This window comes from Caldicellulosiruptor kronotskyensis 2002 (assembly GCF_000166775.1).
Classification (GTDB): domain Bacteria; phylum Bacillota; class Thermoanaerobacteria; order Caldicellulosiruptorales; family Caldicellulosiruptoraceae; genus Caldicellulosiruptor; species Caldicellulosiruptor kronotskyensis.
The window spans coordinates 1344688-1363695 of record NC_014720.1; the positions used below are offsets into that span (position 1 = coordinate 1344688).

Below are 19008 nucleotides of genomic sequence, written 5' to 3' on the forward strand. Positions count from 1 at the left end.
ACATTAAATTTATTTTTATTCGAAATCTACATTGTAGGTCTTTGCCCAATAATCAAGCTGGATAATATATCCAAAAAATTGGGGAAGGGTCATTAACTGACCAAACCAAGGTTTATCCAATGGGAAATATTCTTTATCTGTTATGATTTTCAAGTAAGTCTTATCTATTATCTCAAATATGGGAGAGTTATCTTTTATAATCTCTAAAACCTTTTCCTTTGTTTTTTTGAGATACTCAGGATTATAGGTTTTAGGATAAGGACTTTTTTTGCGGTTCTTTATTTCATCAGGAATAATTCCTTCAAATGAGCATCTTAAAAGGCCTTTTTCCATATTTTTAAGGTATTTAATTTTCCAAGGAACGTTGTACAAAAGTTCTACAATTCTATAATCTGCAAATGGAACTCTTACTTCCAAAGAATTTGCCATGCTCATTCTATCTTTTCTGTTTAAAAGCGTTACCATAAACCACTTAACATTCAAGTAGTACAAAATTCTATGTCTTACATCTTCCTGAGAGTCACTGTCAAGATAGTTTACTTTTCCTACCGACTCTTTATACTTTGAGTTAACATACTCTTCAAGCTCTGATTTTGAATATTTTTGCGACAGAAGATTTTTTCTAAATTCTAATGAAGGCGACCATGGAAAGGTTTCGAAATTTTTATAATCCTCTCTCCAATACCATGGATATCCACCAAAAATCTCGTCAGCACACTCACCCGATAGGGCAACCTTTGCATATTTTCTCACTTGGTTTGTAAAGAGAAGCAGTGATGAGTCAATGTCAGCCATGCCAGGAAGGTCATTTGCAACTGTGGCAAGGGTGAGGGCATTGCATAAGAGTTCATTGTCAATTTCAACTACAATGTGGTCTGTACCTATACTTTTTGAAGCTATCTTGGCATAGGTGCTGTCTAATGTGGGCTGATACTGATTGGATTTATAATATTTTACATTATCCTTATACTCTATAGAAAAACTTTTTAATCTTCTACCTTCTTTTCTTAACTGGTTGGTAGAAATTGTTGTGATAATGGTTGAATCCAACCCGCCTGACAAAAAGCAACATATTTCAAAGTCAGAAACAAGCTGCCTTGTTATTGCATCTGTAACCAAGTTTTTTACAATCTCAATGGTTTCATCTACGGTGTTATCAAACTTTTCAGGTTTTAACTGCCAATATTCTTTTATTTCATATCTATCTTCGCTATACACTACATAATGGGCAGGAGGAAGTTCTATAATGTCCTTAAAAATTGCTGAAAATGGAGACCTTGCAGGGCAAAGACCTATAAGCTCAAAAATACCCTCTTTGTTTACCTTCGTGGATATTAAAGGGTGCTTTAAAAGAGCTTTTATTTCTGAAGCAAAAATAAAATTGTCATTTTTAATAGAGAAAAATAGCGGTTTTACTCCTAAATGATCCCGAGATATAAAAAGCTCATTTTTGGTTTCATTAAAAACTGCAAAAGCAAATATACCATTTAAATATTTCACACACTCTTCTTTCCATTGAATATATGAAGTCAACACAACTTCGGTATCTGAGTATGAACTGAAATGATACCCTAAGCTTTGAAGCTTTGCCCGAAGTTCTTGAGTATTGTAAAGCTCACCGTTATAGACTATAATGAATTTTTCTTGACCATGAAATTTGATCATTGGCTGTTTGCCACCTTCAGGGTCAATAATGGTGAGTCGTTTGTGCCCGAGCAGAGCATGTTTGGTGATATAATAGCCTTCTTCATCAGGTCCGCGGTGACTAAGTACATCTGTCATCTTTGTTATTACATCCTGGAATTCAGAAATGTCTGAGCAAAAACATATCCATCCGCTAAATCCGCACATTTTCCTATAACCAATTTTAGAATTTCAGTATTAATATATTAAGCAAAAGGTAAGATGGTGAATGAGGATGTTTTTTTTGGGTTATTGACATATCATATCAGATGTTTTATAATAAATTTTGCATCGAAAAAAGAAGATTTTAGCGGAAGGGTGTCCGAGTGGTTTAAGGAGCTGGTCTTGAAAACCAGTGACCCGCCTGAAGCGGGCCGTGGGTTCGAATCCCACCCCTTCCGCCATTTAATTTTTTATTAGGATTTTTTTGTTACCACTACAAAAGTGCTTGCAAGTTTTTGGGCACATAGTGTAATATTATAATTGAACAAGTATTTAAGGACCATGAAGAGAATAATGGTCTTTTTTTATTACATCTCATCTTGCGATTATATATTGTAAGAATCAATATTCCTCATATTTCTTTATATTTTGTGATAATATAGTTTTTGAGACCAAACACAAGAATACAATATACACAATAAATACTTTTTTTTACAATCATCATTGCGAAAGGTGTGGAATGAGTTGAAACTCAAGGCTTATGCAAAAATCAACTTAGCATTAGATGTACTTTCAAAAAGGGAAGATGGTTATCATGAGATAAGAACTATAATGCAAACAGTAGATTTGTATGATATAATCAATATTGAAAAGATAGAAGAAGACAGTATAATTGTAACAACTTCAAGTGAAAATATTCCAACTGACAATAAAAACCATGCATACATTGCAGCTTCACTTTTAAAAGAGCGTTTTGGTGTAAAGCAAGGTGTGAAAATACATATTGAGAAGAACATTCCGGTCTCTGCAGGTTTAGCTGGTGGAAGCACTGACGCAGCAGCAGTTTTAAAAGGTCTGAATGAAATATTTGAGTTAAATCTTTCTCAGCAGCAGCTTATGGAAATTGGAAGAGAGATTGGTGCTGATGTTCCATTTTGTTTGGTAGGTGGAACAGCTCTTTGTGAGGGAATTGGCGAAAAGGTTTTAAAATTAAAATCAGCTCCTCAGATGAATATCCTTATTGCAAAGCCAGAGGTCTATGTTTCCACACAGGCTGTATATGAGGCACTTGACATTAGCAAAGTAAAAAAGAGACCAAACATTGAAGCTATGATTTCGGCAATTGAAGAAGGTAATGTAAAAGAGATAGCAAAGAACCTTTGCAATGTTTTAGAGGCGGTTACAGTAAATCAGTATCCAGTCATAAACAGAGTCAAGGACATTATGAGAAATAACAATGCTCTTGGAACAGTTATGACAGGAAGTGGACCGGCTGTATTTGGGATTTTTGGTAACAAGTATGATGCTTTAAAAGCTGCAGAGAGGCTTAAGGTGTTTATAAAAGAAATAATCTTGACTACAACATGTGAAGGCAGTGGAGTTTTGGAATTTTAGGATAGTAGGAGTTGTGATAAAAAATGAATGAGAAGAATGAGTCACATTATTTTTTGATAGAAAATTACAAACCTCTGCGCGAGATTGTGTTTGAAAAGCTCAGAGACATGATTGTAAACGGCGATTTAAAACCTGGCGAAAGACTTATGGAGATAAAACTTGCAGAAATGCTTGGTGTTTCAAGAACACCTGTTAGAGAGGCAATAAGAAAACTTGAACTTGAAGGACTTGTTGTGATGCTTCCCCGAAAAGGTGCTTATGTTGCAGATATTTCTAAAAAAGAGATAATGGATGTATTAGAGATACGGGCTGCACTTGACAAGCTTGCGACAGGTCTTGCAGCCCAGCGGATGACAAAATCTGAGAAAGATCAGCTTAAAAAGGTTCTCGCTTCATTTGAAAAAAATTTTAAGTCGGGAAATATTGAAGGAATGATAAATGACGATATAAAGTTGCACGACTTGATATATTTGGGTGCGAAGAATGAAAAACTTCAGCACATAATAAATAACCTTCGCGAGCAAATAACCCGGTTTAGGATAATATATCTTAAAGAGATTTACAGAAAAAGTGAAAATCTTTTGAAAGAACACAAAGAGATTGTAGAAGCAATTATAAGTGGAGATGTTGAAAAAGCCCAGAAAATAGCAGAAGAGCACATAAAAAATCAGGAAATAGAGCTTATCAATAGTTTAAAATTTTAATAAAAAGGTGAAAAATATGATAAATGCTGTAATACTTGCTGGATCTGATAAAAACAAATCAGGTACTCCTTATGAGTGCAAGGCATTGATCAAAATAGGAGAAAAATTTTTAATAGAGTACGTACTTGATGCAGTATGCAGTTCCAAGCATATTTCGCGCAGAGTTGTTGTAGGTCCAGTTCAATTAAAAGAATTTTTAATTTCAAGGTATCCACAGGTTGAATTTGTTGCAGAAGACACCTCGATAATGAGAAATGCCAAAAAAGCGATAGAATTTTTGAACGATAACAAAAAAATTTTATTTTTAACTGCCGACCTGCCCTTTATTACCGCTGAAGCAATAGATCATTTTATCGAAGAGTCAATTAAATCTGGGGCAGATATATGTTATCCAATTGTTGAAAAGAGCATAAACGATGAGAAATACCCTCAGATGAAAAGAACATATGGGACTGTGAAAGAAGGAACATTTACTGGTGGAAATGCCATTATAATAACTCCATCAGTATTTGAAAAGTGTTATTCGCTTGCCGAAAAGCTTGTGGAAAAGCGCAAAAATCCTATTGCTATGGCGCGGCTAATAGGACCTACCATTTTATTGCTCTTTTTAACTAAGAGACTTTCAATACAGAAAGTTGAAAAAAGAGTGTCTAAGGTGTTTAAGGTTAAAGCTAAAGCTATCATCTCTACATATCCTGAATTGGGGCAGGATGTAGATAAAGACTCTGACCTTATGGTGGCAAAGTTCTATCTTGAAAAAAAGAGGTAGAATTCCGATTGAAATTGTGGTATAATATAAAAATGATACTTTTATCTCAAAAAGGAGGCAAATAGGAATGCCAAGAATTACAACAGATACAATAATTGCAGATGTATTGAGGATTGATAGAGGGACCATTCCAATATTTTTGAACAATGGTCTTCACTGTTTGGGTTGCCCTTCTGCTCAAGGAGAAAGCATTGAAGAGGCATGTGCGCTTCATGGAATAGATGCGCAGAAGCTTGTAGATGAGCTAAACGAGTATCTCAAGAGCAAAGGTCTTTTGGATGAGTAAAAAAATACTTTACATCTAAAGCAAATCGTATTAAAATAATAAGTGGTAGTGCGGGTGTAGTTCAATGGTAGAACACCAGCTTCCCAAGCTGGCAGCGTGGGTTCGATTCCCATCACCCGCTCCAAATGACAAAAAGGGGGGTATGCTCCCCTTTATTTTTGTAAGCGCCCACGTAGCTCAGCAGGCAGAGCGTCGCCTTGGTAAGGCGGAGGTCGCCGGTTCGAGCCCGGTCGTGGGCTCCATTTGGTTATTGACAATTTTAATTGTTTATGATAGATTTAAAAAGTCAAGCAAAGAAGGGTTATTTTTTTTTGCAAATTTTCATTGTTGAATAATACAAAGTGTTGTTCTGAAAAAGAAAAGATAAGAAGGATGAGGTAATTTATAGAAGGTTTGAGATGGAGGTGAACACAGAAATATGGCGGCAAAAGGTGCGAGAATGATAATTCATCTTGAATGTACTGAGTGCAAAAACAGGAATTACACGACAGAAAAGAACAAGAAGAATGACCCAGATAGACTTGAGTTAAAGAAGTATTGTAAGTTTTGTAGAAGACACACCATCCATAGAGAAACTAAATAGTTAAGAAAGAGGATGTGTGAATAATGGTGGAGAAGAAAAAGGTGGAAAAGGTAGTTGTAAAACCCCAAGGTAACAAAAAAAAGTTGAGTTTTAAAGATTGGTGGGCTAAGACTCTCAAGTTTTTCAGAGATGTTAGAATAGAGATGAAGAAGGTTGTGTGGCCTTCACAAAAACAGGTGGTAAAGCACACGATTGTGGTGTTGACATTTACTTTATTTTTCACAGTGTTCATTTTGCTTGCTGACCTTATATACGACCAACTTATTTTCAAGCTTTTATTAAAGATAAAATAAAAAGCAATTCTTGAGAAAAAAGGAGGGCGGGCTTTTAGCCCTTCAAAATGAGTGATAAAAGAGCAAAATGGTATGTTGTCCATACCTATGCAGGCTATGAAAATAAAGTGAAAGCTAATTTAGAAAAAATAATTGAAAATAGAAATTTGTCTGATAGGATCTTAGACATTCGGATTCCTACTGAACTTGTCACTGAAATTAAAGATGGAAAGAAGATTGTTAAAGAAAAAAAGAAATTTCCGTCGTATGTGTTAATCAAAGCTGTAATGGACAATGAGATATGGTACACGATAAGAAACGTCAGAGGCGTGACTGGTTTTGTGGGACCTGAATCTAAGCCCACACCTCTTACAGATGAAGAAATAGAAGCAATGGGTATTAAAGAAGAGGTTGTGGAGGTATTTGACATTGAGGTTGGTGACAATGTGAAGGTTGTATCTGGTCCATTTGCTGATTTTTATGGGCCAGTTGTTGAAATAAATAAAGAACGAAAAAAGGTAAGAGTAATGCTTAACCTATTTGGAAGAGAAACTCCTGTGGAATTTGATTACCACCAGGTAGAAAGATTATGATATATTTTAAACTCAAGTTGACCAGGAGGTGAAAAGGGAAAATGGCAAAAAAAGTTTTAACACAAATAAAACTTCAAATTCCAGCAGGTAAGGCAACACCAGCACCACCAGTCGGACCTGCGTTAGGTCAACATGGTGTTAATATTATGCAGTTTTGCAAAGAGTTTAATGAAAGAACAGCAAAAGATGCTGGATTGATTATTCCAGTTGTTATAACTGTTTATTCTGATAGGTCTTTTACATTTATTACAAAGACACCTCCAGCATCAGTATTATTGAAAAAAGCTGCAGGGATTGAGAGCGGCTCTCCAAAGCCAAACAAGCAAAAGGTGGCTACATTAAAGAGGGATGTAATTAAAAAGATTGCTGAGCAAAAAATGCCAGACTTAACTGCTGCATCTTTGGAGGCTGCTATGAGAACTATTGAAGGTACTGCAAAGAGTATGGGAATTGTAGTTGAAGATTAATATTTTTTGTACACACGACAGGGTGTGGGAGGTTAATTTATAGCCGCAAATACCACAAGGGAGGTTTATAAAGAGAATGTTCAGAGGCAAGAAATATCAAGAAGCTGCAAAACTTGTCGATAAAACAAAGCTTTATGACCCGGAAGAAGCAATTGAACTTGCATTAAAAACATCTTATGCAAAGTTTGACGAAACAGTTGAGGTACATGTGAGATTAAATGTTGATCCAAGACATGCCGACCAACAAGTAAGAGGCACTGTGGTTTTGCCAAATGGTACAGGTAAAAGTGTAAGGGTTTTAGTTTTTGCAAAAGGTGACAAGGCAAAAGAAGCAGAAGAAGCAGGAGCGGATTATGTAGGTGCAGAAGAGCTTGTTGCAAAGATTCAGAATGAAGGCTGGACAGACTTTGATGTATGTATTGCAACACCCGATATGATGGGTTTGGTAGGAAGACTTGGTAAGATTTTAGGTCCTAAAGGTTTGATGCCAAACCCAAAATCAGGGACTGTAACAATGGATGTTGCAAAAGCTGTTAAAGAAGCAAAAGCTGGTAGAGTTGAATTTAGGCTTGACAAGACAGCTATAATCCACTGTCCAATTGGCAAGGTTTCGTTTGGTAAAGAAAAACTTCTTGAAAACTACAGAACACTTATGGAGGCAATTATTAAAGCAAGACCAGCTGCTGCAAAAGGGCAGTTTATAAAGAGTATTACAGTGGCAACAACAATGGGACCTGGTATTAAAATAAACCCATTGAAGCCATTATAATGTTCTAAAATTCAAAAAGTGAATAGCCTACAACCGAAGACAGTAGGTGCAAAGTACTTTTTAAAAGTACTTTGCTTAAAGGTTTGCCTACCGAGGTTGTAATTATTTTAAAACCCATCGGCCGGGATAGCTTGAATTTGTCTTTTATTGTTGGCTGAATGGGGGAAGGATAATTACAGCCTCTTTAAGGTAAACTTAAAGAGGCTTTAATAATTTATGGGATACAAAAGGGAGGTGAATTTGTTGGCAAAGTCAAGAGCGGTAAAAGAACAGCTTTTAAATGAATACAAGGAAAAGCTGTCCAGAGCAAAAGCTGGTGTGATTGTTTGCAATCATGGAATTACCGTTGAACAAGACACAGCACTCAGAAAGAAGTTAAGAGAAGCAGGAATTGAGTACAAGGTTGTAAAAAAGACTTTGTTTACCTTTGCTGTAAGGGAAAATAATCTTTCTGAGCTTGAACAGTTTTTTGAAGGACCTATTGCCGTTGCATTTTCATACGACGACCCTGTAAAGGTTGCAAAGGTATTAAAAGAAGGCGCAAAAGACCTTGAAAAGTTAGAAATAAGAGGCGGATTTATTGAAGGTAAAGTGATTTCTGCAAAAGAGGTTGATGCACTTTCTAAACTTCCGTCAAGAGAAGAGCTTATTGCAAAGATGCTTGGCGGCTTGAACGCGCCGATGTCTGGTCTTGTTTATGCACTTTCTGGTACGATTAGGAAGCTTGTTCTGGCACTCGATGCTATTGCTAAAAAGCAGAGTGCTTAATATAAATAAAAATTTTTAAAATGGGAGGTTGTTTAAAGATGGCAAGCGAAAAGGTTCAAAAATTAATTGAAGAAATCAAAACATTGACAGTGTTAGAGCTTTCTGAGATGGTAAAAGCTTTAGAAGAAGAGTTTGGCGTTACAGCAGCAGCTCCAGTTGCAGTTGCAGCAGCTCCAGTTGCTGGTGCTCAGGCAGCAGCTCCAGCTGCAGAGGAGAAGACAGAATTTAACGTTATTTTGGCAGACGCTGGTAGCGACAAAATCAAAGTTATCAAAGTTGTGAGAGAGATAACTGGTCTTGGATTGAAAGAAGCAAAGGACCTTGTTGACAGTGCTCCAAAGCCAATCAAAGAAAATGTTTCAAAAGACGAAGCTGAGCAGATCAAAAAGAAACTTGAAGAAGTTGGAGCAAAAGTTGAACTCAAATAAGGAATGTCAAATTATTAAAAAAGGGCGGGAAGTAATCCTGCCCTTTTTCAATTTAGTTGATGAAATCTTGAGTTTATTGTGGTATTATTAAATACATAATTTACACTAAGTTTGGGAAGGTTGGGTTAGAAAAATGAATGAAAATTATTTAGAGATTGTCCAAAAGATAAATGAACTTACCTCTACCATGTCAGAAGCTTTTGATTATATCATAAGAGTTCAAATTCCTCAGCTGAGGTTTGAAGACTCTTTTTATCTTTTAAACGATATCATTGAAGCATTTTTAAGCATTTCAAGTGCTCTGAGAGTAATTCAAGATGAGTTTAATGTGGAAAGTCTTCAGGAGATAGAAAATGAATTTCAAGAAAGGTTGAGCGAACTTCTTCAGATGTACAAGCAGCCAGTAGCTGAAAAGCTTCTTGCCAAGTATCAAAACGAAATAATACCGGTTTATGAAAAATGGCAGACACAGCTTCTAAGTACGATAAACAAATATCAAGCATGAATCATTAAAAATGGCTGGCTACTTTGGACCAGCCATTTTTAATTGGGATTACTATTTTTCAAAATATTTAAACTGTGAGGTATAAAGATTATAGTAATAGCCTTTCTTCTCAATAAGCCGTTCATGATTGCCTTCTTCAACTATTTGTCCATCGTGGATGACAAATATCCTGTCTGCATTTCTGATTGTGGACAGTCTGTGGGCTATAATAATTGAGGTCCTGCCCGATGTTAGCTTTTCAATAGCCTGTTGGATTAGGACTTCTGTTTGAGTATCTACTGCCGAGGTTGCTTCATCTAATATCAGTATTTTTGGGTCAGCTAAAAGTGCTCTGGCAAATGCAATGAGCTGTCTTTGGCCAATAGAAAGGCGACTTCCTCTTTCGTTAACCTCTGTGTCATATCCGTTTTCCATTTTCATGATAAATTCATGAGCATTTACAATCTTTGCAGCCTTTATTACTTCATCCATTGTGGCATCAGGTTTTGCATATCGAATGTTGTCTGCAATTGTACCAGAGAATATAAATGTGTCTTGAAGCATTATGCCCATTTGCTTTCTCAAAGAGTTTAAGGTTACGTTTTTAATGTCATGCCCGTCAATCAATATCCTTCCCTTTTGAGGATCATAAAACCTTGCAATGAGATTTATTATTGTGGTTTTTCCTGCACCTGTTTCGCCTACAAGTGCAATTGTCTCACCAGCTTTAATGGTAAATGAAACATCTTTTAAAACAGGTTTTTCCTCGTCGTATGAAAAAGAAACATTTTCAAACGTTATTTCACCTCTAATTGGTGGCAAGTCGTATGCATCTTTGGCATCATGAATATCCGGTTGAGTATCAAGAATTTCAAATATGCGCTCTGTTGATGCCATAGCAACAAGCAGCTGGTTATAAAAATTAGATATATTGCTAATAGGTTGCCAGAACATTCCCATATAATTAGAAAATGCTATGATTATGCCAAGTGTTGTGTACCCCTTTCTCATCATCCAGATGCCAAAAAGAAATATGAGAACGCTCGACAGAGTTCCAGTGAATTCTATGGTTGGCCAAAATAGATTGTTTACTCTGATTGCTTTCATCCATGTATTTTTGAATGTGGTGTTTAAATTTTTAAATATTTCAGCGTTTTTTTCTTCTCTTGTAAAAGCTTGAGTTATTTTCATTCCTTGTATGCTTTCGTGTATATATGCATTGAGAGTAGAAGATTTCTTTCTAACATCTTGCCATCTTGTTCTTATTGAGTTTTTTAATATCATGATTATTAAGATTAACAAAGGAAGAACTCCAAGTGCGACAAAGGAGAGTTTTATATCAATTGAAAGCATTATTACTATGATAGCCCAAAGGTTTAAAGTGTCAACCAGCACATTTAAAATACTATTAGACAAAAGCTCTGATAAAGAATCCACGTCATTCATTACTCTTACCATTATTTTGCCTGCTGGTCGACTGTCAAAAAAGTTAAGAGACAGTTTCTGAAGATGGGTAAAAAGATGCATTCGAATATCTGAGACCACATTGTTGCCGAGTTTTGTCATAAAGATGGTTCTAAGACGAAGACTTATTACGTACAGTAAAGTAAGTACAATATAGAAAACTGCCTTATACAAAAGAGCATGAATGTTTTTTTGTGGGATATCAATGTCAATAACCAATCTTATCAAATACGGTCCGGCAAGGTTGTAGAATGTAGCAAGCATCATCAGAAGAAGAGAGTATATAAAGTACCTTCTATATGGCTTTATATATCTCAAAAGTCTTACAAACTGCGACCAATTAAAAGGTTTTGTTATTGGTTCATCTTCTTCAATTCTAAGCCTTTTTGTGGAATTGTTCAAAATCTACCACCTTCTTTTTGTGTACTTAAAATATCTTTGTATTGCTGAACAAATATATTATAATATCTGCCTTTTTTAGCTAAAAGTTCACTATGAGTTCCTTGTTCTACAATTTTTCCATTTTCAAGATAGAGTATTAAATCACAGTCTTTAACCATTGAAACCCTATGAGCAATGATAAATACGGTACAATCTTTAAAGTATTCTTCTAACGCTTTGCTTATCAAATATTCTGTTTCCATATCAACCGCTGATGTTGCATCGTCAAGAATTAATATCTTAGGTTTTTTCAAAAGAGCTCTTGCTATTGCAATTCGTTGTTTTTGACCGCCTGAAAGACCAATTCCTCTTTCTCCAACAAGAGTATCATATCCATCTGGGAACTGGATAATAAACTCATGTGCCTGAGCAAGTTTTGCGGCGTTTATGATATTTTCCAAAGAAGCATTTTCCACGCCGTATGCTATATTATTTGCAATAGTATCAGAAAATAAAAATGTCTCTTGTGGAATTACAGAGATTGCGCTTCTGAGCTTTTTAAGGTCGTAGTCTCTTACATCTATTTCGTCTATTAGTACTCTTCCGCTTGATACGTCATAAAAACGGGGTATAAGATTTACCACAGAAGATTTTCCTGAACCTGTTGGCCCCATTATAGCAACCTTCATTTTAGGTTTTACTTCAAAATTGATATTTTCTAGCACAAGATTTCCAGAGTGTTTGAAATACACATTTTCAAACCTTACATACCCTTCCGTAACTTCAAATGGAGTTGGCTTTCCTTTGATTTTGACAGGTGTACTGAGCAATCCAAACACTCTCTCACAAGAAGCGTTTGCTCTTTCCACCATACTTATAATCCATCCCAAGGACCTCAAAGGCCAAATTATAGCCCATAGATAACCTTGAAAAGCCATAAGTGTTCCAACTGTAATTAAATTTTTAATTACCATAAAACCGCCCAGTGCGAAAATAATCAGAACAAGTAAAGATGTCACTGCTTCAATCATAGGAAAGAATTTGCCCCAGATAAGTCCCACTGTGATATTTTGTTCTTTGTATTCGTTGTTGGCAGATGAAAATTTCTCTATTTCAAAGTTCTCTTGTGAGAAAGCCTTTACAACTCTGATACCTGTAATATTTTCCTGAGTAGCTGTGTTGAGTTTAGAATACTTTTCTCGTATCTTGATAAATTCTGGTCTTATGGTTCTGTCAAAAATATAAACCAAAATTAGCAATATAGGCGTTGAGAGAAGTAGAGCAAATGTAAGCTTTACGTTTAAAATGAACATTATGGTAAGTGATATCGAAAAGTTCAAAATATTTTCGGCAAGCAGAGCTAAGGCAGTGGAGAAAAACATTCTAATTCCTTCCAAGTCACCTGTCATGCGTGCCATGATTTCTCCTGTTCGAGTTTTGTCATAAAATTCATAGGTCTGTCTTTGAAAAAAATTGTAAAGCGTTTCTCTGAGTTCATACAGTATATTCTGGGATACGTTTTCAAATAAATATGAGTGACTATATCTTATAACACCCCGCACTAAGCTTACACTGAGCATTGTGATGACAAATGGTATAAGCAACTGATACTTTTTCTTTGAAATTGCTTCATCAATGATCAGCTTAGAGATATATGGATTTACCATTCCAAGGGTTATAGATATGAAAATGAGAATAAAACCAAGGATTAAAAGTTTTTTATATTTTCGAAAATATGGTGATAATCTTTTCAAGTTGTCCACGTAAGAAGCACCCTTCCGAATTTAAATTTTCATTTGCTTGCTACTTTAATACATTATAAATCTGATTTATGTGAAAATAAATATAAGAATTTTAATATTTAGCTCACTTTTTTAAGCCTGTATTTGTTTTTCATAAAACATTGAGCTGTTTAATAATATTGTTTATAGATATTCAGGCAAGGATGGAAAAACTATAATGCTGAACAATCTTAAAAGCTTTGAAAAAGGTCTTTCTTTTAAAGAAGTTGAAAAAAATATAATAAAATATGGTATAAATGAGATTAAAATTGAAAAAAGAAAGAAACCTCTTTCAATATTTTTAGACCAGTTCAAAGATATCCTGGTTCTGATTTTGGCTGTGTCTACGGCTTTATCATTTTTGCTTGGCGAGTTTTTAGATGCTATTGTTATCTTTTTTCTTATAATTTTGAACGGAATGCTGGGGTTTATTCAAGAATACAAAGCCGAAAGAGCTTTGGAATCATTAAAAAACTATATTTCTTACAAAGCGAAAGTCATAAGAGACAAGAAATTAGAAGTAATTGAAGCAAAATATGTAACAGTAGGAGACATTGTAGTAATTGAAGAAGGAGACAGAATTCCAGCAGATGGAATATTAGTCGAAGGATATTCACTGAAGGTTGATGAGTCTATCTTAACAGGTGAGTCTATAGCTGTGGAGAAGGATATTAATAGTGAAAATAAGCTTTACATGGGCACATATGTAGTTAATGGAAGAGGCTTGATGAAGGTTACTTCAATAGGGCTTAACACCAAAATGGGGCAAATTGCAAAGGTACTGGGAGAAACACAGGAGACTAAAACACCTTTGCAAGTCAGATTAAACCAGCTTGGTAAAATACTTGCTGTAATTTGTATTGCTATATGCAGTGTAATAGTAATACTGGGAATAATTAGAAAACAAAATATCTACGATATGTTTATGATAGGAATAAGTTTAGCAGTTGCAGCAATTCCTGAAGGTCTTCCTGCTATTGTAACCATTACTTTGGCAATAGGTGTTCAGCGTATGGCAAAGAAAAATGCCCTTGTAAGAAAGCTTTCATCTGTTGAGACCTTAGGGAGTGTGAATGTTATTTGTTCAGACAAAACAGGGACTTTGACAGAGAACAAGATGACTGTGAAAAGGATAGAGACAGTTGATATGAGTATTGAGGTTGAAGGGACAGGGTATGATTTAAAAGGAAGGATTCTTTTAAACGGCCGAATTGTAAAAAATCAGCTTCTTGATTACATAATGATGTGTGCTGTTAACTGCAACAATGCAGAGTTAGAAAAAGACAGAAATGAGTTAAAAACAAGTGGTGACCCAACTGAAATAGCACTTTTGGTTTTGGCCAAAAAATATAAAGAGTATATAAAAAGAGAAGAAAAAGTAGCAGAAATACCTTTTGATTCTAACAAACGGTATATGGGTGTAACAGTAAAATGTGGTGATAGCAGTATTTTATTTGTCAAGGGTGCATATGAAAGCTTGATTGGAATATGCAAGTTTTATATGTGTCAAGATGGGACAATAAAAGAACTTACCTCCTATGAAAAGCGGATAATTGCCAAGAAAAATGAACTAATGTGTAGTGCAGCATTGAGAGTTTTGCTTATGTGCATGAAATTTAATTCACAAGATGTAGATGATATGATTTTTTTGGGGCTTGTTGGAATGATAGATCCACCCAAAAGAGGTGTCAAGCTGGCAATTAACAAGGCAAAAAAAGCTGGAGTTAAGACAGTTATGATAACAGGTGACCATAAACTTACAGCGTTTGCAATAGCAAGGGAACTTGGAATTGCAGATAGCATTGAAGAGGTAGTCACAGGCGAGGAACTTCAAAAGGATGAGAAGTTTATCGAGAAGAATATTGACAATATTTCGGTATTTGCAAGGGTAGACCCACTTTCCAAACTAAAAATTGTAAGACTTTTGAAAAGAAAAGAGAACATTGTTGCTATGACAGGTGATGGAGTAAATGACGCACCAGCACTCAAAGAAGCAGATATTGGCATAGCTATGGGGATAAGTGGAAGCGATGTTACAAAAGAAGCTGCTTCAATGGTATTACTTGATGATAATTATGCTACGATTGTTCATGCTATAGAAGAGGGAAGAATTATCTACGACAACATAAAAAAGTTTGTTAAGTATCTTATTGCTTGTAATATTGGCGAGGTATTGATAATGCTTTTTACCTCAATATTAAATTTGCCAATTGCCCTCTTACCCATGCAAATTCTATGGGTAAATCTTGTGACAGATGGTCTTCCAGCAGCAGCTCTTTCTCTTTCCAAAGGTGATGAAAACTTAATGAGAAGACCGCCAAGACCAAAAAAAGAAAGCCTTTTTGCAGGTGGACTGATGCAAGAAATTGTAATAAGAGGGTTTTTAATCGGCTTTTTTGCAACCTTGTCATTTTACTTACCTCTTTTTAAAGGCTACAACCTCAAAACAGCGAGAACAGTTGCATTTGCTACACTTGTAATATCTCAACTTATTTTTGCTTTTGAGTGTTCGACAAATAAAAGAAATGTATTTTCAATGTTATTTGAAAATATATACCTCTTAATTGCTGTAATTTCATCATTTGTTTTATTTTTACTGGTAATATATATACCACAGCTGGGTATAGTATTTGAGGTAAGTTCCTTGAAAAGTCTTGAATGGGGTATCATCATAATTTGTTCATTATTTCCATCTTTGCTTCATAATATATTTGCAAAAAATATCTAAAGTGATAAAATGAAATGAGAAGATAATTTGATAAAGAAATGACATATAGAATTTAAAATTACTGATAGAAAGGGGAATGGCAAACAAATGAAAATTGTTATAATCGGTGGAGTGGCAGCTGGAGCATCTGCAGCTACAAAAGCCAGAAGAACAAGCGAACATGCTCAAATTGTGCTATTTGAACAAGGAGAATATGTATCATTTGCGAACTGTGGTCTTCCGTACTATGTTGGTGGAACAATCCCAAAAAGAGATAGCTTGCTTGTTGTAAGAGAGGAGCTATTCAGGAAAAGATATAACATTGATGTTCGCACGTTATCCCAGGTTATGAAAATCAACAGAAATAGGAAGACTGTGACAGTTTTAGACAAAAGAAATAATACAACATATGAAGAAAGCTATGATAAGCTTATTATTGCAACAGGTGCAAGACCTTTTGTTTTGCCTTTTTTGAAAGATTGCAAAAACTCTTATACATGTTTTACACTCTACGATGTTGATAAAATAAAAGAGACTTTATCTGCAGCTCCAGTTAAAAAAGCAATTATAATTGGAGCTGGTTATATTGGCATGGAACTTGCTGAGCAACTAAATCTTCTGGGTTTGGATTGTACCATTGTTGAATTAAAAAGTTCTATTTTACCTCAGTTTGACAAAGAGATAACAAACCCTGTTGTATATACGTTAAAAGAAAAAGGTATTGATGTGAAAACTGGTGTATCTGTAGTTGATGCAGATGTTGTTGACGGGATTGCAAAGAGATTAAAACTTTCAAATGGCGAAGAGATAGAATGCGATGTTGTTTTCCAGACAGCAGGTGTGATACCAAATGTTGAGCTTGCAAGAGAAGCAGGCCTTGAAGTGAACAGGGGAATTGTGGTAAATAACAAGATGCAGACCTCTGACCCTGACATTTATGCAGCCGGCGATGCAGTTGAAGTAAAGAGTATTATTACAGGCAAAAATGTATGGATTCCTTTGGCGGGACCTGCAAACAAACAGGGAAGAGTTGCTGGGTGCAATGCAGCAGGCGGAAACTTGGAATTCAAAGGAGTTGTAGGCAGTTCTATTATCAAAGTATTTGACTGGGCTTTGGCGAAGGTTGGACTTAGCGAAGCTGAATGCAAAGACCAGGGAATTGATTATAACGTGACAATTGTTCATCCTCTTCATCATGCTGGTTACTATCCTGGGGGAAAACAGCTAACAATAAAACTTATATTTGACAACTCAACTGGCAGAATTTATGGTGCACAGGTTGTGGGGAAAGAGGGTGTTGACAAAAGAGCTGATGTTATTGCAACTGCTATATATGCAGGTTTGACTGTATTTGACTTGGAAAATCTTGATCTTGTTTATGCACCGCCATTTTCATCTGCAAAAGACCCTGTTATAATGGCTGGTATGACAGCTTCTAATATAATTCGTGGAGAGGTCAAGAATATTTTACCTGACAGAGTATTTGAGCTTCTTGATAATCCAGAGTATCTTATCTTAGACGTAAGAACACCAGAAGAGTACGAGTTTGGACATATAAAGAGAGCGATAAATATTCCTGTAGATGAGCTTAGAAACAGACTAAGCGAACTTCCAAAGGACAAGAAGATTATTGTTTACTGTGGTGTTGGATTTAGGTCATATCATGGATGTTTGATTTTAAAAGCAAATGGTTTTGATTGTTTAAATATGAGTGGTGGCTGGACATCATGGAGAATGTATTATCCTGATATGGTAGAGTAAATGGGGGGAAAAGAGTGAAAACATGTGCTATTCTATGTGCAGCAGGTAAAGGCACAAGGTTTGGGGGGAATACCCCCAAACAATTTTTATTTTTAAAGGGCAAAATGATAATTGAATATTCTCTTGAAGTGTTTGAAAAATCACATTTTATTGATGGAGTTGTGCTACTTGTACCTCAAGGTTTTGAAGATATTGCAAGATATTTAAAAGATAAATTTAGCAAGGTTATTTTTTGGGATTATGGTGGGAACGAGAGAGCAGACACTGTAAAAAGAGGATTGGAGATTTTAAAAGGAGAATGTGATATTGTTGCAATCCACGATGCTGCAAGACCTTTTATTACTTTAGAACTTCTGGAAAAACTAATTGCTGATGTTGAGACTCATTTTGCAGTTGCGCCAGGGGTTTTGGCAAATGATACTGTAAAGTTTGTAGTGGATGGTCACATTCAAAATACATTGCCACGGTCTAATATATGTTTGATACAAACACCTCAAGTTTTTAAATTTGATTTAATATACAGGGGATATGAGATGTTTAAAAATGAGTTGTTTACAGATGATCTTCAGTATGTTGAACGGTTAGGTATAAAACCTAAAATAATTGAAAATAGTAGAATAAATTTCAAGATAACAACAAAAGAAGACCTTCTAATTGCGGAGGCTATTGTAGAGAAGGGGTATTGGTAGTAAAATATCTTTTGAAAGGTTTTAAAACTTTTTGAAAAGGTTGTGAGGCTGTGAAAGTGTATGCTTTAGTTGGACCAAGTGGTACAGGTAAAAGCTATAAGGCAATAGTGGTTGCGAAGATGCTGGGAGCAAGTGCTATAATAGACGACGGTATTTTGGTTTACAACTCAAAGCTTGTTGCAGGAAAGTCTGCAAAGAAAGAACCTACATATTTGGCTTCGGTAAGAAGAGCACTTTTTATGGAAGATGATCATGCAAATGAAGTGAAAAAAGCAATAAAGGATTTGAACATTGATTCGATTTTAATATTAGCTACATCCAAGCAAATGGCACAGATGATAGCAAGGAGATTAGAATTGGGAACTATTGAAAGGTTTGTTGATATCAAAGAGGTTTCGAATGACTTTGAAATAAAAAAAGCAATAACCATGCGAAATAAAGAGGGAAAACACGTTGTGCCTGTTCCAACTTTTGAAATAAAAAAAGACTTTTCTGGTTTGCTGATATATCCTTTAAAGCTTTTTAAGAGAATTAACCTAAACGATTATATTGTTGCCGAAAAGACTATAGTAAGACCTACCTTTAGCTATTTGGGCGAATATACTATTTCAGAAAATGTCTTGATTGCGTATATTCGCAGAGTACTCAAAAAAAGCAATGATATTGCTAAGATACTTTCAATTGACCTTGCTATCAAAAATAATCTGTTGTATATAAAAATAGAGGTTATACTAAAATTTGGTTGCAACATAAAATTTGTGCTTGAAAAAATACAAAGGGAGATAAAAGAAGAAATAGAATATTATACCTCAATAAATGTAGAATACATTCATATCATTGCAAAAGGAGTACAGGTGTAAAA

General features: G+C 35.3%; 19 protein-coding genes, 3 tRNA genes and 1 other annotated feature. Of the genes, 19 read left to right on the top strand and 3 right to left on the bottom strand.

The genetic code is table 11. The annotated features are described in order from the left end of the window. Positions 1–15 precede the first annotated feature (15 nt). On the bottom strand, positions 16–1851 hold the full coding sequence (asnB, locus tag CALKRO_RS05925; RefSeq protein WP_013430150.1) for an asparagine synthase (glutamine-hydrolyzing): 1836 nt from the start codon (positions 1849–1851) through the stop codon (positions 16–18). Positions 1852–1995: 144 nt separating this feature from the next. On the opposite strand from asnB, the gene CALKRO_RS05930 reads away from it, so the two are divergent. The 15 genes from CALKRO_RS05930 (at position 1996) to CALKRO_RS06000 (ending at position 9384) form a co-directional block, all read left to right on the top strand. After that, positions 1996–2087: transfer RNA gene (locus tag CALKRO_RS05930), tRNA-Ser, on the top strand. A gap of 283 nt (positions 2088–2370) precedes the next feature. Further along, positions 2371–3240, top strand: coding sequence for a 4-(cytidine 5'-diphospho)-2-C-methyl-D-erythritol kinase (gene ispE / locus CALKRO_RS05935; protein WP_013430151.1), 870 nt, complete (start codon positions 2371–2373; stop codon positions 3238–3240). 23 nt (positions 3241–3263) lie between these two features. Further along, complete coding sequence (locus tag CALKRO_RS05940; protein WP_013430152.1) at positions 3264–3944, top strand: GntR family transcriptional regulator; 681 nt, start codon at positions 3264–3266, stop codon at positions 3942–3944. A gap of 16 nt (positions 3945–3960) precedes the next feature. Further along, a complete protein-coding gene (locus CALKRO_RS05945) occupies positions 3961–4713 on the top strand; it encodes a nucleotidyltransferase family protein (protein ID WP_013430153.1) in 753 nt (250 codons plus the stop codon). A 67-nt stretch (positions 4714–4780) separates the two neighbouring features. Then, positions 4781–4999 carry a DUF1858 domain-containing protein gene (locus tag CALKRO_RS05950; protein WP_013290320.1) on the top strand — a complete coding sequence of 73 codons (219 nt, stop codon included), beginning with the start codon at positions 4781–4783 and terminating at the stop codon, positions 4997–4999. Positions 5000–5049: 50 nt separating this feature from the next. Then, positions 5050–5123, top strand: a tRNA-Gly gene (locus tag CALKRO_RS05955). Positions 5124–5165: 42 nt separating this feature from the next. Beyond that, positions 5166–5241, top strand: a tRNA-Thr gene (locus CALKRO_RS05960). A gap of 176 nt (positions 5242–5417) precedes the next feature. Then, complete coding sequence (gene rpmG / locus CALKRO_RS05965; RefSeq protein WP_013290321.1) at positions 5418–5582, top strand: 50S ribosomal protein L33; 165 nt, start codon at positions 5418–5420, stop codon at positions 5580–5582. Positions 5583–5605: 23 nt separating this feature from the next. Further along, on the top strand, positions 5606–5875 hold the full coding sequence (gene secE, locus CALKRO_RS05970) for a preprotein translocase subunit SecE (RefSeq protein ID WP_013430154.1): 270 nt from the start codon (positions 5606–5608) through the stop codon (positions 5873–5875). Between the two features lie 47 nt (positions 5876–5922). Next, positions 5923–6447, top strand: a complete 525-nt coding sequence (gene nusG, locus CALKRO_RS05975; protein ID WP_013430155.1) for a transcription termination/antitermination protein NusG — start codon at positions 5923–5925, stop codon at positions 6445–6447. Between the two features lie 41 nt (positions 6448–6488). Further along, entirely contained in the window at positions 6489–6914 is a 426-nt protein-coding gene (gene rplK, locus CALKRO_RS05980; RefSeq protein WP_013430156.1) for a 50S ribosomal protein L11, read from the top strand. Between the two features lie 76 nt (positions 6915–6990). Then, a complete protein-coding gene (rplA, locus tag CALKRO_RS05985; protein ID WP_013430157.1) occupies positions 6991–7683 on the top strand; it encodes a 50S ribosomal protein L1 in 693 nt (230 codons plus the stop codon). Positions 7684–7698: 15 nt separating this feature from the next. Further along, positions 7699–7903: a sequence feature (ribosomal protein L10 leader region), on the top strand. After that, positions 7900–8451: a 50S ribosomal protein L10 gene (gene rplJ, locus CALKRO_RS05990; protein WP_013430158.1), complete on the top strand. Its 552-nt coding sequence runs from the start codon at positions 7900–7902 to the stop codon at positions 8449–8451. (Overlaps the previous feature by 4 nt.) Positions 8452–8489: 38 nt before the next feature. Next, positions 8490–8879 carry a 50S ribosomal protein L7/L12 gene (gene rplL, locus CALKRO_RS05995; protein WP_013430159.1) on the top strand — a complete coding sequence of 130 codons (390 nt, stop codon included), beginning with the start codon at positions 8490–8492 and terminating at the stop codon, positions 8877–8879. Positions 8880–9012: 133 nt separating this feature from the next. Further along, complete coding sequence (locus tag CALKRO_RS06000; RefSeq protein WP_013430160.1) at positions 9013–9384, top strand: hypothetical protein; 372 nt, start codon at positions 9013–9015, stop codon at positions 9382–9384. A gap of 51 nt (positions 9385–9435) precedes the next feature. Here CALKRO_RS06000 and CALKRO_RS06005 read toward each other — a convergent pair whose 3' ends face one another. Both CALKRO_RS06005 and CALKRO_RS06010 read right to left on the bottom strand, forming a co-directional pair. After that, a complete protein-coding gene (locus tag CALKRO_RS06005) occupies positions 9436–11229 on the bottom strand; it encodes an ABC transporter ATP-binding protein (protein WP_013430161.1) in 1794 nt (597 codons plus the stop codon). Then, on the bottom strand, positions 11226–12971 hold the full coding sequence (locus tag CALKRO_RS06010; RefSeq protein WP_013430162.1) for an ABC transporter ATP-binding protein: 1746 nt from the start codon (positions 12969–12971) through the stop codon (positions 11226–11228). The genes CALKRO_RS06005 and CALKRO_RS06010 overlap by 4 nt, the downstream gene beginning before the upstream one ends. A 196-nt stretch (positions 12972–13167) precedes the next feature. On the opposite strand from CALKRO_RS06010, the gene CALKRO_RS06015 reads away from it, so the two are divergent. From CALKRO_RS06015 to CALKRO_RS06030, 4 genes are all read left to right on the top strand, one after another. Continuing rightward, complete coding sequence (locus CALKRO_RS06015; protein ID WP_013430163.1) at positions 13168–15717, top strand: calcium-translocating P-type ATPase, PMCA-type; 2550 nt, start codon at positions 13168–13170, stop codon at positions 15715–15717. Positions 15718–15804: 87 nt separating this feature from the next. Continuing rightward, entirely contained in the window at positions 15805–17457 is a 1653-nt protein-coding gene (locus tag CALKRO_RS06020) for an FAD-dependent oxidoreductase (protein ID WP_013430164.1), read from the top strand. A gap of 14 nt (positions 17458–17471) precedes the next feature. Then, positions 17472–18146, top strand: coding sequence for a 2-C-methyl-D-erythritol 4-phosphate cytidylyltransferase (ispD, locus tag CALKRO_RS06025; protein WP_013430165.1), 675 nt, complete (start codon positions 17472–17474; stop codon positions 18144–18146). Positions 18147–18202: 56 nt separating this feature from the next. Further along, positions 18203–19006 (top strand): Asp23/Gls24 family envelope stress response protein, encoded by an 804-nt coding sequence (locus CALKRO_RS06030; RefSeq protein ID WP_013430166.1) that lies wholly within the window; start codon positions 18203–18205, stop codon positions 19004–19006. Positions 19007–19008: the final 2 nt, after the last annotated feature.

Coding starts and splice junctions, on each gene's coding strand:
- rplL (WP_013430159.1), top strand. CDS start 8,490: ATGGCAAGCGAAAAGGTTCAAAAATTAATTGAAGAAATCAAAACATTG.
- CALKRO_RS06020 (WP_013430164.1), top strand. CDS start 15,805: ATGAAAATTGTTATAATCGGTGGAGTGGCAGCTGGAGCATCTGCAGCT.
- secE (WP_013430154.1), top strand. CDS start 5,606: ATGGTGGAGAAGAAAAAGGTGGAAAAGGTAGTTGTAAAACCCCAAGGT.
- nusG (WP_013430155.1), top strand. CDS start 5,923: ATGAGTGATAAAAGAGCAAAATGGTATGTTGTCCATACCTATGCAGGC.
- rpmG (WP_013290321.1), top strand. CDS start 5,418: ATGGCGGCAAAAGGTGCGAGAATGATAATTCATCTTGAATGTACTGAG.
- CALKRO_RS05945 (WP_013430153.1), top strand. CDS start 3,961: ATGATAAATGCTGTAATACTTGCTGGATCTGATAAAAACAAATCAGGT.
- rplJ (WP_013430158.1), top strand. CDS start 7,900: ATGGGATACAAAAGGGAGGTGAATTTGTTGGCAAAGTCAAGAGCGGTA.
- rplK (WP_013430156.1), top strand. CDS start 6,489: ATGGCAAAAAAAGTTTTAACACAAATAAAACTTCAAATTCCAGCAGGT.
- CALKRO_RS05940 (WP_013430152.1), top strand. CDS start 3,264: ATGAATGAGAAGAATGAGTCACATTATTTTTTGATAGAAAATTACAAA.
- rplA (WP_013430157.1), top strand. CDS start 6,991: ATGTTCAGAGGCAAGAAATATCAAGAAGCTGCAAAACTTGTCGATAAA.
- CALKRO_RS06000 (WP_013430160.1), top strand. CDS start 9,013: ATGAATGAAAATTATTTAGAGATTGTCCAAAAGATAAATGAACTTACC.
- CALKRO_RS05950 (WP_013290320.1), top strand. CDS start 4,781: ATGCCAAGAATTACAACAGATACAATAATTGCAGATGTATTGAGGATT.
- asnB (WP_013430150.1), bottom strand. CDS start 1,851: ATGTGCGGATTTAGCGGATGGATATGTTTTTGCTCAGACATTTCTGAA.
- CALKRO_RS06015 (WP_013430163.1), top strand. CDS start 13,168: ATGCTGAACAATCTTAAAAGCTTTGAAAAAGGTCTTTCTTTTAAAGAA.